The organism is Micrococcus sp. HSID17227 (assembly GCF_003989405.1).
GTDB lineage: Bacteria > Actinomycetota > Actinomycetes > Actinomycetales > Micrococcaceae > Micrococcus > Micrococcus luteus.
The window spans coordinates 1-12,273 of record NZ_RBLN01000041.1; the positions used below are offsets into that span (position 1 = coordinate 1).

A 12,273-nucleotide genomic window follows, 5' to 3' on the forward strand; every position below is an offset into this window, starting at 1 on the left:
TAGGTCCGCCCGCTGGCCGGCCTCGGCCCCGGAGCGGACGCGGTCCAGGTCCTCGATCCGCAGCAGGAAGGCGCGGTCCGTGGCGCGCGCGGCGAGCCACGCGACGAGCGCGGTGCGCAGGTTGCCCAGGTGCAGGCTTCCCGTGGGGGAGGGGGCGTAGCGTCCGGCGGGCATGGGATCTCCTGGGGAAAGTGAAGACCCCTCACGCACCTGCCAGAGCCCACCTACCCTTGCTACCTTCCGGTCCTGGGGGAGTTCAGCGAGATGACACCACGTGAGGGGCCGCCGACGACTCTACCAGGGTGGCGGCGGGCGCGGCGATTCGGGCCGCGGCGAGCCCCGGGCCGGGCCCGCGCCTCCCGCGGGGGATTGGCGCGGCCCAGGACGATCTGGTTATTATGGAGCCTGCCCTCGCGCGGTCCGCCGCATGAGGGCGCACCAAGGAGGATTCGCCTAGCGGCCTATGGCGCACGCCTGGAACGCGTGTTGGGTTAACAGCCCTCGGGGGTTCAAATCCCCCATCCTCCGCAGATAAGCCCCGGGACCCCAGTGGTTCCGGGGCTTTTCGCATGTCCGGGGCCGCTGTCGTCGCGGGACGCGCGCCCGACGTCAGCGGCCCGCCCCGCTGGATGCGAGACGCGGGTCACATTTGCGCGTATCCTTCTCCCCAGTCGCCCGGGACCGCCGGCGGCCGCCGCTCGGAACTCGCACCGCACCGGCCATCCCCACCCCGATCTGGAGACCCCATGTCCTTCGCAGATCTCATCACCACCGTGAACGACGTCATCTGGTCCCCGGCCCTGATCTGGCTCTGCCTGATCGTCGGCCTCTACTTCACCATCCGGACCATGTTCCTGCAGTTCGTGAACATCCCGGACATGGTGAAGCAGCTCCGCGAGGGCCAGGACTCCGCGGACGGCACCTCGTCCCTCCAGTCCCTCATGATGTCGCTCGCCGGCCGCGTCGGCATGGGCAACATCGGCGGCGTCGCCACAGCCATCGCGTTCGGCGGCCCCGGTGCCGTGTTCTGGATGTGGGTCATGGCCCTGCTCGGCGCCGCCACGTCCTTCATCGAGTCCACGCTCGGCCAGATCTACAAGGAGCGCGACCCGGACACCGGCGAGTACCGCGGCGGCCCGGCGTACTACTTCGAGAAGGCCTACAAGCACACGGCCGCCGCCCCCGCGTTCAAGGTGTACGCCATCCTGTTCGCCGTCGTCACCGTCTTCGCCACCAGCTACTTCCTGCCGGGCGTGCAGGCCAACGGCGTGGCCGCGGCCGTGGGCGAGGCGTGGGCCGTGCCCGCCTGGGTCGTGGCCCTGGCCATGGTCATCCTGCTGGCCTTCATCGTCCTGGGCGGCGTGAAGCGCATCGCGACGTTCGCCGTCTACGTGGTGCCCGTGATGGCCGTGCTGTACATCATCCTCGCGCTGATCGTGCTGTTCCTGAACTTCGACCAGATCCCCGAGGTCTTCGGCTCCATCTTCGCCAGCGCGTTCGGCGTGCACGCCGTGTTCGGCGCGATCCTCGGCCTCGCCATCCAGTGGGGCGTGAAGCGCGGCGTCTACTCCAACGAGGCCGGCCAGGGCACGGGCCCGCACGCCGCCGCGGCCGCCGAGGTCTCGCACCCGGCAAAGCAGGGCTTCGTGCAGGCGTTCGCCGTGTACATCGACACGCTCTTCGTCTGCTCGGCCACCGCGTTCATCATCATCTCCACGGGCGCCTACCGGGTGTACTCGGACGGGTCCGGCTCCGGCCTGCTGTTCGAGGGCATCGTCTCGCCGACGGCCTCCGAGGGCCCGGCCTTCGTCCAGACCGGCTTCGACGCCATGTTCTCCGGCTTCGGCCCCACGTTCGTGGCCGTGGCGCTGGCGTTCTTCGCCTTCACCACGATCGTGGCGTACTACTACATGGCCGAGGTCAACATCGTGTTCCTCACGCGCAACCTGCGCAACGGCATGGTCCGCCGCGTCGCGCTGCGCTTCCTGCAGGCCCTGATCCTCGTGTCGGTGGCCTACGGCGCCGTCGCCACCACGGGTGCGGCCTGGGGCCTCGGCGACATCGGCGTGGGCTCCATGGCCTGGCTGAACATCCTCGGCATCCTGGTGCTGCAGGGCCCGGCCCTCAAGGCCCTCAAGGACTACCGCGCACAGAAGCGCCAGGGTCTCGACCCGCAGTTCGACCCGCGCCCGCTCGGCATCCGCAACGCGGACTTCTGGGAGCACCGCGCCGACGGCCTGATCACCCAGGGCGTCGCCGGCACGGCCGAGCACCCGATCGTCGCCGAGGGCGGCGCCCACCGCGCCTGACCTACCGGCGGGGCTGGGCTCTCCCTGCCCCACCACGACGACGGCCCGGACGCCGCCAGCGTCCGGGGCGTCGTCGTGCGCGGCAGGTCAGAACAGCTGGCGCAGGTTCGCCTTCGCGAGGTCGAGCAGCTTGGTGCCCTTGCCGTCGAGGACGGTGCGCATGGCGTAGAGCGCGAAGCCCTTGGCCTGCTCGAACTCGATGCTCGGCGGGATCGTCAGCTCCTGACGCTCGGTCTTGACCACCAGCAGCGCAGGCCCGTCGTGGGCGAGGAACTCGCGCATCACCGCAGGCAGGTCCGTCGTGTGGTCCGCGCGGAAGCCCTCGATGCCGGCTGCCTCCGCGATCGCCGCGAAGTCCGGGTTCTGCAGGTCCGTCCCGAAGGGGACGAACCCGGCGGCCATCATCTCGAGCTCCACGAAGTTCAGCGAGTCGTTGTCGAACACGAGCGTCTTCACGGGCAGGTCGTTCTGCACGAACGACAGCAGCTCGCCGAGCATCATGGCCAACCCGCCGTCGCCGGCCATCGCCACCACCTGGCGGGCAGGGTCGACCGCCTGGGCGCCGACCGCCTGCGTGACCGCGTTGGCCATGGAGCCGTGGGACAGGGAGCCGATGATCCGGCGGCGCCCGTTCATCGTCAGGTACCGGGAGGCCCAGACCACCGGGGAGCCGACGTCGGGCAGGAACACCACGTCGTCGTCGGCCAGCTCGTCGAGGAGGCGGGCCACGTACTGCGGATGCACGCGTCCGCGTCCCGGGGAGGCCAGCTGGTCGAGGTCCTTGCGGGTCTTGGCGTAGTGCTTGAGCGCCTTGTCCAGGAACGCCGACGACGAGTTCCCGCGCAGCAGCGGCAGCAGGGCCTGGGCCGTCTCCTTCACGCCGCCCACGAGCGGCACGTCCACGGCCACCCGTCGGCCGATCTGCTCGCCGCGCACGTCCACCTGGATGACCGTGGCGTCCTCGGGGTAGAACTGCCGGTACGGCAGGGAGGAGCCGAGGATCAGCAGAGTCTCGGCCTCCTTGAGCGCGTGGTAGCCGGAGGCGAAGCCGAGCAGGCCGGTCAAACCGACGTCATACGGGTTGTCGTACTCGATCCGGTCCTTGCCGCGCAGCGCGTGGACGATCGGGGCCTGCAGGCGCTCCGCCAGGGCCACGACCTCGTCGTGGGCGCCGGCCGCACCCGCGCCGGCCAGGATGGTGATCCGCTTGGACGAGTCCAGGGCCTCGGCGGCCTCGCGCAGCACGGAGTCGGCCGGGATGACGCGGGACGGCGTGTGACGGATCACCTCGGGCTTCGCGGAGAGCTCGGTGAGGGCCACGTCGCCCGGGATCACGAGCACGGCCACGCCCCGCTGCTCGACGGCGGCCCGCATCGCGGTGCGCAGCATGCGGGGCATCTGGTCCGCCGAGGAGACGTGCTCCACGTAGACGGAGCACTCGCGGAACAGGTCCTGCGGATGGGTCTCCTGGAAGTAGCCCGAACCGATCTCCTCCGACGGGATGTGCGCGGCGATCGCGAGCACCGGGGTGCGGGAGCGCTGTGCGTCGAACAGGCCGTTGATCAGGTGGAGGTTGCCCGGACCGCACGAGCCCACGCAGACCGCGAGCTCATCCGTGAGCTGGGACTCGGCGGAGGCGGCGAAGGCCGCGGTCTCCTCGTGCCGGGTGTGCACCCACTGGATGCCGCCGTGGGAGCGCAGGGCCTCGGTCAGCCCGTTGAGGGAGTCCCCGGGCACGCCGTACATGCGGCGCACGCCCGAGGCGTGGAGGGTCTCGACGATGTTCTGGGCGACGGTGGCCACGGTGGAACCTCTCTGGTCGGGAGGCGCCCGGGCCGGTTCGGCAGGGGCGCGGCATTGCCTTCCACGCTAGGGGTCGAGGTCCAGGCCCGGGGAGGGTCGGCCGCCCGCAGAGGGGGCGTCCGGCCTGATCAGCGCAGCAGGTCGCGCTCCACCCAGCGCAGCAGGGACTCGCCCGCCCGCTCGTGGACGTCCTCGGCGTCGCCGATGCCGCGTTCGGCGAGGATCGCCGCCGTCACCACGCCGTAGGGCTTCTCGGGGACGCCGTCGGCGGGCCGCACGTCCATGTGCTCCACGGCGAGTCCGCGCTCGTGCAGCCGGTCGGCCATGGCGTAGTCGCTGCGCGAGTCGCCCGCGGTGAGCCAGCGTTCGGGCACCGGGGTGCCCGCCTCCGCCAGCAGGTCGAAGCAGCGCTCGACGCCCAGGTCCTTGCCGGAGGAGCGGTGCTCGACGTCCACCGAGATCACCGAGGGGGCCACGCGCACCTCCTCGGCGAGTCCGCGCTCGGCGAGCAGATCCTCGACGCGCGCGGCGACGTCGTCGCGCACCCGCTCGTACTCCGTCTGGTCCGCGCCGACCGTCTTCTCGAGGGAGACCATGGCCAGCTTGGTGCGGTCGGTGAACTGCAGGTCCCCGGCGCGCTCATCGTTGAGGGCCCAGATCGCGTCACGGGTGTCCGCGTCGATGGCCATGTCCGGGTCGGTGCGGAGCCAGTCCGGGGCGGTGCCGTCCACGGTGACGTCGGGCAGGTCCCCGGAGGGCACCGCGGAGAACGGGAACCACACGGCGCCCTTCTCGCAGATCGCGTGGAAGGGAGCGTCGTCCGGGAGGCCCGCGTAGCGCAGCGGGGCGATCAGGTTGTGCAGGAGGAAGTCCGTGGAGCGGCCCGTGTTGAAGCCGACCGGCACCCCGCGCCTCGCGAGGCGGACGAGCACGTCGATGATCCCCTCCGGCACGGTCCGGGTCTCGGTGGAGGCCACGGGGGCGTCCACGTCCAGCAGGAGTCCTATCGGGGAGGAAGTGCGCATGCCCCCACCCTAGGCCGCGGTGGCCCATGCCCGCGATGGGCCCGGCGGCTACGCTGACCCTGAGACCCGCCCCGCCCGGGGCACACCCCCGACGATCACCCCACGGGAGCACCCATGAGCACCGCCACCGACCTCGGCCCGTCCCGCAGCCCCTTCGGCCCCGACGCCGCGGCGCGCGTCCCCAGCTCGGGGACGGGGCTGTCCTCGACGGGCGGTCGGGTGGCCATGCTCGTGGTCGTGATCCTCGCGGTCGTGGCCGCGTTCCTGGGCTCCGGCGTCGTCGGCGGCCTGACCCCGGTGGCCGAGGCCGCGGGCGGCTGGCTCGGCCCGGACGCCACCTGGGTGTCCCCGGCGACCCCCGCGTTCGGCATCTGGTCCGTGATCTACGCGGGCCTGCTGGCGTACGCCGTGTGGCAGTTCCTCCCCTCGGCCCAGTCGGCCCGTCACGACCGCCTGCGACCGTGGATCCTGGTCTCGGTGCTGCTCAACGCCGCGTGGATCTGGACGGTGCAGGCCGGGCTGCTGGGGCTGAGCGTCGTGGTGATCGCGTTGCTGCTGGCATGCCTGGCGTGGATCCTGGTGCTCCTCGAATCCGTCCGCGCGCACAGCTGGGGTGAGCGGATCCTCCTGGACGGGGTGCAGGGCCTGCATCTGGGCTGGGTCTCGATCGCCGCCGTGGCGAACCTGGCCGCGTGGCTGGCCTCGACCGGCGTCGTCGGCGATCCGGGGCAGTCCTCCCTCTGGGCGAAGGTGATGCTCGTGGTGGCGGTGCTGATGGGCGCGTTCACGGCCGTGTACAACGGCGGCCGCCCGGCTCCGGCCCTCGCGCTCGCGTGGGGTCTGGTGTGGATCGGCGTCGGCCGCGCGGACGGCACGGGGCTGCTCTCGGGCAGCCTCGCCCTCCTGGCGTGGGGCGGCGCGGCGATCGTCCTGCTGTGCTGGCTGGCCGCGCTGCTGCTCTCCCGCCGGTCCGCGACGGGCGAGGCCCGCGACCTCGTCCTCGACGCACTCGACGGCGGCGGCGACCCCATCGACGGCCGTCGCTGACCCCCGTCGTCATTGACGGAACGGGGACCGATGCTGTCGTGACGTGCGGCAACACCTGTGCCTCCCACATGCGATGATGTGGTGATCCGAAGGCCCCGCCTCACGGCGGGGCCTTCGTCATGTCCCCGTCCCTTCCCTTCCAGGATCCTCGTGCCCCTTGCCCGTCTGCGCGCGGCGCTCCCCGCGGCCGCACTGTCCCTGCTCCTGCTCACCGGCTGCACCGCCACCGACGACGGCGTCACCCCGGCGAGCGATGCCGACACCTCCGCGTCGGTCAGCACGATGCCGACGACGCCCACCCCCTCCGTCGACGCGGCTGCGACGAGCCGTGCCGCTGCGTCGTCGCTGGCCGCCTCCTCCGCCGCGCAGAGCTCGCGCGCCGCGGCGTCGTCCTCGAGCGGGGCTGCCGAGTCGCGTGCCGCTGAGGGCTCCCGCAGTGCTGGACCGGCGGCGCCCGCCGCCCCGGCCGACGTCGAGGGAGACGTGGTCACGGTCGAGTCGATCTCGGACGGCGACACGATCCGCGTGACCCTCGGCGAGGTGTCCACGCGGGTGCGCCTGCTCAACATCGACACCCCCGAGACCCGTCACCCCTCGAAGCCGGTGGAGTGCATGGGACCGGAGGCGACGGCGGCGCTGACGTCGATGATCAGCCCCGGCGACACGGTGGTGCTGCGGTACGATCGCCGGCTCTACGACCGCTACGGCCGCCTCCTCGCCGGCGTGTACGCCGACGGCGTCCTGCTCAACGCCGAGATGGCCCGCCTGGGCTACGGCGAGCCGGCGGTCTTCGACGGCAACGACCGTTTCCTGCCCGAGGTCGAGGCGGCGTGGGAGGAGGCCCGGGCGAACGGCGTCGGCAGGTTCTCCGGGGAGTGCGGCACCGCGGCCGAGCCCATCCCGGAGGCGGCCCCGGCCCCCGCCCCGGAGGCGGCCCCCGCGGCCGGCGACGCGGGGCCGGTGAGCGGAGCCGACTCCGTGTGCCCGGACTCCCACCCGGTCAAGGCCAACGACAACTCGGGCATCTACCACATGCCCGGTCAGCAGCACTACGGCAAGACCAACGCGCGCCACTGCTACGCCTCCGCCTCCGCGGCGCAGGCGGGCGGCTACCGCGCGGCCCGGCGCTGAGGGCCCCGCGCACGACGACGGCCGCCCACCTCGCCAGGTGAGCGGCCGTCGTTGTCGGTGCGGAACGTGCGCTCGGCGCCGCGCCGGGCGCGGTCAGCGGCCCTCGTGGACCGCCCGCAGTTCGTAGCCGCGCTCCTCCACGGCCGTCTGCTTCTCGGCGCGCTTCTCCACCCCGGCCACGTCCTTCGGGGGCAGCTGCACCCGAGCCTCGGCGGGCAGGCCGGCCTCGAGCTGGCGGGCACGCTCCACCTCGGCGTCGACCTCCAGGCCGAGCAGCAGCACGATGTTGAAGATCCACAGGGCGAACAGCAGCGCCATGACCGTGCCGATCGCACCGTACGCCGAGTAGCCGGCGAACTGCGTGAAGTACACGGACAGGGCCACCGCGGCCAGCACCATGCCCACCAGCGCCACGATGTTGCCGGGGCCGAAGAGGTGGAAGCGCGGCTTCTGGACGTTCGGGGTGGTGTAGTACAGGGTCGCGATCAGCACCAGCAGGATCACGACGACGACAGGCCACTTCGCCCACGCCCACACCGGCAGGAACGTGTCCGAGAGGAAGTTCACCACGCCGGTCATGCCGAGCGGCCCGGCGATCGGCTGGAGGAAGCCGTCCACGAGCGAGCGGTTCAGCGCCAGCGAGAGCAGCACGACCACGATGCCCACGATCAGGATGAGCGTGGTGAGCAGGTTGGTCAGCGTCAGCTTCACCAGGCCGCGGCCCTCCTCGTAGCCGTACACCGTGTTGGCCGAGCGGTTGAACGCCTTCACGTACGCGGAGGCGGACCACAGGGCGGTCGCGATGCCGATGATGAGGGCGATGATCCCGCCGCCTGAGCCGGCCGAGTCGCTCATGGTGGTCACCAGGTTCGTGACGAGCGGCTGGTAGTCGCTCGGGACCAGGCCGGTCAGCTCCCCCAGCAGATCGTCGATGGCCCCGCGGTTGGAGGCGAGCACGAGGGACAGGATGGAGAACACGGCCAGCAGGGAAGGAGCCAGCGAGAGCACCAGGTAGTAGGTGAGCTTCGCGGCCAGGTCGGTGCCGCCGTCGTTGCCGAACTCCTTGAGCGCGCGTGTGAGCGCGTACTTCCAGCCGGCGCCGTCGAGCTTCACGCCCTTGAGCCTCTCGGCACGCTGGTCGGGATCGATCTTCGCGGCCTCCAGGGTCGCGTCCACAGGATGAATGGCCACGTCGGTCCTCTCGCGCTCGGGGGCAGGGTGCGGGTCGGGCCCCACGGTAGCGGACGGGTGCCCCGTCCGTCCCGACCGGAGCGGCGCTGGGCCGCGGACCCGGGCGATCAGCACTCGATGACGTTCACGGCCAGGCCGCCGCGCGAGGTCTCCTTGTACTTGGACTTCATGTCCGCGCCGGTGTCGCGCATGGTCGTGATGGCCTGGTCCAGGGTCACCCGGTGCGAGCCGTCCCCCAGCAGCGCCAGCCGGGCCGCGTTGATGGCCTTCACCGACGCGATCGCGTTGCGTTCGATGCACGGCACCTGGACGAGGCCGCCCACGGGGTCGCACGTCAGCCCGAGGTTGTGCTCGATCCCGATCTCGGCCGCGTTCTCCACCTGGTCCACGGTGCCGCCGAGCACGGCGCACAGGGCGCCCGCCGCCATGGAGCAGGCCGAGCCGACCTCGCCCTGGCAGCCGACCTCGGCGCCGGAGATGGAGGCGTTGCGCTTGTACAGGATGCCGATCGCCGCCGCGGTGAGCAGGAACTCGACCACCTTGTCGTCCCGCTCCTGCTGCGTGGCGCCCTCGGGGAGCACGAAGCGCATGTAGTAGAGCATGACGGCCGGGATGATGCCCGCGGCGCCGTTCGTGGGCGCGGTGACGATGCGCCCGCCCGAGGCGTTCTCCTCGTTCACCGCGAGCGCGAAGAGGTTGACCCACTCCATGGCCCACATAGGGTCGGTGCGGTCGGTGGTCTGGAGCAGGTGCTCCCGCAGCGCGGGGGCCCGACGGCGGACCTTCAGTCCGCCGGGCAGGATCGGCTCGGTGCGGGACACGCCGTTGTGGACGCATTCCTCCATGACGGCCCAGATGGCCAGCAGCTGGGTGCGCAGCTCGTCGAGGTCGTGGCGGGTGGCCTCGTTGGCGAGCATGAGCTCCGCGATGCTCAGGCCCGCCTCGTGACAGCGGGCGGCGAGCTCGGCGCCCGTGGAGAAGGGGTACGGTTCGCCGGTGTCGCCGTCGTCGGTGCGGTTGACGTCCTTGGTGGCGTCCAACTCGGCCTCGAGCTCGTCCGAGGTGACCACGAAGCCGCCGCCCACGGAGTAGTAGTCGCGGGTGTGAAGCTGTTCGCCGGCGTCGTCGTAGGCGGTCAGGCGCATGCCGTTCGGATGCCCGGGCAGGGACTCGCGCATGTGCAGCGTCAGGTCCGCCTGCCGGTCGAAGGCGATCTCGTGGCGCCCGTCCAGGGGCAGCCGACCGCCCGTGACGATCTCCTCCACGAGCCCGGTGCAGGCGTCCGGGTCGATGGTCTCGGGGTCCTGGCCGGCCAGGCCGAGCAGCACCGCGGTGTCCGAGCCGTGGCCCACGCCGGTGGCCGCCAGCGAGCCGAACAGCTCGGCGTGCACGCGGGCCGTGCGCTCGAGGACGCCGTGCTGGCCCATGCTGTCCGTGAAGCGGCGGGCAGCGCGCATGGGCCCCACGGTGTGGGACGAGGACGGGCCGATGCCGATCGAGAACAGGTCGAGGACGCTGAGCGCCATGCAGTGCTCCTAGGGTGCGAGCGGGACGCGCGGTGGCCGGGGGTGGGGGCCGGACGCGCGGAGCCGGGTGATCCGGTGCAGACCAGACTAGGGGCACGGGGCCCGGCAGGCCATGGGGTCGCGGGTCGTGGTCCGCGGTGCTCTCCGGCCCGTCGCCCGCCGCACGGTCCGGAGCCGGGAGCGCTCAGAGGATGTTGTCCTTGGACTCCTCCACCTGCGCGGCCGCGCGGAACGCCGTCAGGTCACGCAGATACTCGTCCGCGTGGGGGAACACGGGCCCCTGCCCGGCCACGAGCATGACCCCCTCGAGGGGCTCGAACCGGGAGCGGCCCGCGTGGACGTCCTCACCGGCGTCGACCAGGGTGCGCAGCTGCCACCACGTGGGGGCCATCAGGTTGACCTCGCCGGCCCGGAAGCGGCGCAGCAGCTCGGCGGGGGACGCCCAGCCGTGGCTGGCCGCCTCGGAGGACATCCGCTCGGGGGACTGGCCCTGGGGCAGGTGGACGGCGAAGAAGAACGTGTCGTAGCGGCGCGGGCCCCCGTGCGGGGTGATCCACCGGGACCACGGCACGAGCGCGCCGACGTCGGGGCGCAGCCCCTCGCGGTCGAGCAGCTCCCCGAAGTCCACCTCGTGGCGCTCGACGGCGTCACGCAGCTCGTCGGGGAACGCGGCCACCCGGGCCGGGTCCACGGGGGTGCCGGTGGCCGCGTCGCGGGCCAGGAGCACCCCGGTCTCCTCGAACGTCTCGCGGACGGCGGCGGCGCGCACGCGGCCGGCGCCCTCGGCAGGGTCGAGCTCCGCGAGGGTGCCCTGGGCGTCCACGGGCTCGTGCGGCAGCCCCAGGCGCCGGCCCCAGTCGGCCAGGTCCGTGCCCTCCCACAATCGGTCCGACAGGTCGTCCGCGGGGTCCACGCGGCCGCCGGGGAAGGCCGTGGCGTGGGCGCTGAAGGCCATGGTCCCGGCGCGGCGGACGGTGAACACCGAGGTCTCGCCGCCGGCCCCGGGCCGGACCAGCACGAGGGAGGAGGCGGGCACCGCCGGGACCCGGGGCCGGTCCTCGGCGACCGGCGGGGCGGTGGGCGGGGCGGCGGGGCTCACGGTGCCTCCTCGGTTCGGGCGATCATGGTCCGGACGCACGGGCCGACGACGGCGGCCCCGGCCGCTCCCGCGCGCGGGTCATGCGGCCCGGACGTGCGCGGACCCGTAGTCTGTAGCGTAAGTCACTGTGCTCGGGGCGGAGGCCCCGGGGCGAGACCGCGACCCAAGGAGGAGAGGCCGTGAAGATCCTGGTGCTGGCCAAGCAGGTGCCGGACACGTGGCAGGAGCGTGAGCTGAGCCTGGAGACCGGCTGGGTGGTGCGCGACGGCGCGGCCGAGCCCGTGCCGGACGAGATCAGCGAGCGCGTCATGGAGGTCGCCCTGGGCTGGCGGGACGCCGGCGCGGACATCGAGGTCGTGGCCCTGACGGTGGGCCCCGAGGACTCCTCGAAGACCCTGCGCAAGATGCTGGCCATGGGCGCGGACTCCGCCGTGCAGATCACCGACGACGCACTCGTCGGCTCGGACGCCGTGCAGACGGCTCGCGTGATCGCCGCGGCCGTCGAGAAGGAGGGCGCCGACCTCGTGCTCGCCGGCACGGTGTCCACGGACGGCGGCACCGGCGTGGTGCCCGCCATGGTCGCCGAGCTCCTGGAGCGGCCCTACCTGCCGCACGCCGAGGCCCCCGAGCTGGCCGACGGCGAGCTGATCGGCACCGTGGCGACCTCGGACGCGGACGTGCGCGCCGCCGTCGCCCTGCCCGCCGTGGCGAGCCTGACGGAGAAGACCGCCGAGCCGCGGTTCCCGAACTTCAAGAACATCATGGCGGCCAAGAAGAAGCCGCTCACCGTGCTGTCCCTGGCCGACCTCGGCATCGCCGCGGGCCCGGCCGAGGCCGCCTACCGCTCCGTGATGGTCTCGGCGGACACGCGTCCCGAGCGCGCCGCGGGCGAGAAGATCACCGACGACGGCACCGCCGCCGAGCGGCTGGTGGAGTTCCTCGCGGGTCGGGGGCTCGTGTGAGCGCGAACGTGGAGGAGACCGAGATGACGACGCAGACCGACGCCGCGAACAGCGGTCAGACCGTGCTGGTGCACGCCGAGATCGGCGCGGACGGCGCGCTCCGCCCGGTCGTGGCCGAGCTGCTCGGCGCGGCCGCCACCGTGGGCGTGCCCGAGGCCGTCCTCGTGACCGATGCGGAGG

Annotated in this window: 10 protein-coding genes, 1 tRNA gene and 1 other RNA gene; 5 read left to right on the forward strand and 7 right to left on the reverse strand. The window is 72.6% G+C overall.

Translation table 11 applies throughout. From position 1 onward, the window contains the following. On the reverse strand, positions 1–174 hold a 174-nt coding region (locus D8M29_RS04055), incomplete at its 3' end, for a glutamate--tRNA ligase family protein (RefSeq protein ID WP_238693321.1). A 16-nt stretch (positions 175–190) separates the two neighbouring features. Continuing rightward, positions 191–287: signal recognition particle sRNA small type (gene ffs, locus D8M29_RS04060), an RNA gene on the reverse strand. A 155-nt stretch (positions 288–442) separates the two neighbouring features. Here ffs and D8M29_RS04065 point away from each other — a divergent pair. Both D8M29_RS04065 and D8M29_RS04070 read left to right on the forward strand, forming a co-directional pair. Continuing rightward, positions 443–528 (forward strand) — tRNA-Ser (locus D8M29_RS04065). A 218-nt stretch (positions 529–746) separates the two neighbouring features. Further along, a complete protein-coding gene (locus D8M29_RS04070; protein ID WP_127435288.1) occupies positions 747–2,309 on the forward strand; it encodes a sodium:alanine symporter family protein in 1,563 nt (520 codons plus the stop codon). A gap of 87 nt (positions 2,310–2,396) precedes the next feature. Here D8M29_RS04070 and poxB read toward each other — a convergent pair whose 3' ends face one another. Together poxB and D8M29_RS04080 are read right to left on the reverse strand one after the other, a co-directional pair. Continuing rightward, a complete protein-coding gene (gene poxB / locus D8M29_RS04075; protein WP_127435287.1) occupies positions 2,397–4,112 on the reverse strand; it encodes a ubiquinone-dependent pyruvate dehydrogenase in 1,716 nt (571 codons plus the stop codon). A 128-nt stretch (positions 4,113–4,240) separates the two neighbouring features. Further along, on the reverse strand, positions 4,241–5,137 hold the full coding sequence (locus tag D8M29_RS04080) for a haloacid dehalogenase (RefSeq protein ID WP_127435286.1): 897 nt from the start codon (positions 5,135–5,137) through the stop codon (positions 4,241–4,243). A 114-nt stretch (positions 5,138–5,251) separates the two neighbouring features. Here D8M29_RS04080 and D8M29_RS04085 point away from each other — a divergent pair, with 114 nt between their 5' ends. After that, positions 5,252–6,184: a tryptophan-rich sensory protein gene (locus D8M29_RS04085; RefSeq protein ID WP_127435285.1), complete on the forward strand. Its 933-nt coding sequence runs from the start codon at positions 5,252–5,254 to the stop codon at positions 6,182–6,184. Between the two features lie 150 nt (positions 6,185–6,334). Further along, entirely contained in the window at positions 6,335–7,315 is a 981-nt protein-coding gene (locus D8M29_RS04090; protein WP_127445806.1) for a thermonuclease family protein, read from the forward strand. Between the two features lie 93 nt (positions 7,316–7,408). Here D8M29_RS04090 and D8M29_RS04095 read toward each other — a convergent pair whose 3' ends face one another. The 3 genes from D8M29_RS04095 to D8M29_RS04105 form a co-directional block, all read right to left on the reverse strand. Beyond that, positions 7,409–8,506: a YihY/virulence factor BrkB family protein gene (locus D8M29_RS04095; RefSeq protein WP_227717929.1), complete on the reverse strand. Its 1,098-nt coding sequence runs from the start codon at positions 8,504–8,506 to the stop codon at positions 7,409–7,411. 107 nt (positions 8,507–8,613) lie between these two features. After that, entirely contained in the window at positions 8,614–10,032 is a 1,419-nt protein-coding gene (locus tag D8M29_RS04100) for an L-serine ammonia-lyase (RefSeq protein WP_036384036.1), read from the reverse strand. 184 nt (positions 10,033–10,216) lie between these two features. Continuing rightward, positions 10,217–11,131 (reverse strand): NUDIX hydrolase, encoded by a 915-nt coding sequence (locus D8M29_RS04105; protein ID WP_127445807.1) that lies wholly within the window; start codon positions 11,129–11,131, stop codon positions 10,217–10,219. A gap of 179 nt (positions 11,132–11,310) precedes the next feature. Here D8M29_RS04105 and D8M29_RS04110 point away from each other — a divergent pair, with 179 nt between their 5' ends. After that, complete coding sequence (locus tag D8M29_RS04110) at positions 11,311–12,093, forward strand: electron transfer flavoprotein subunit beta/FixA family protein (RefSeq protein ID WP_061867548.1); 783 nt, start codon at positions 11,311–11,313, stop codon at positions 12,091–12,093. The last annotated feature ends 180 nt before the right edge of the window (positions 12,094–12,273 follow it).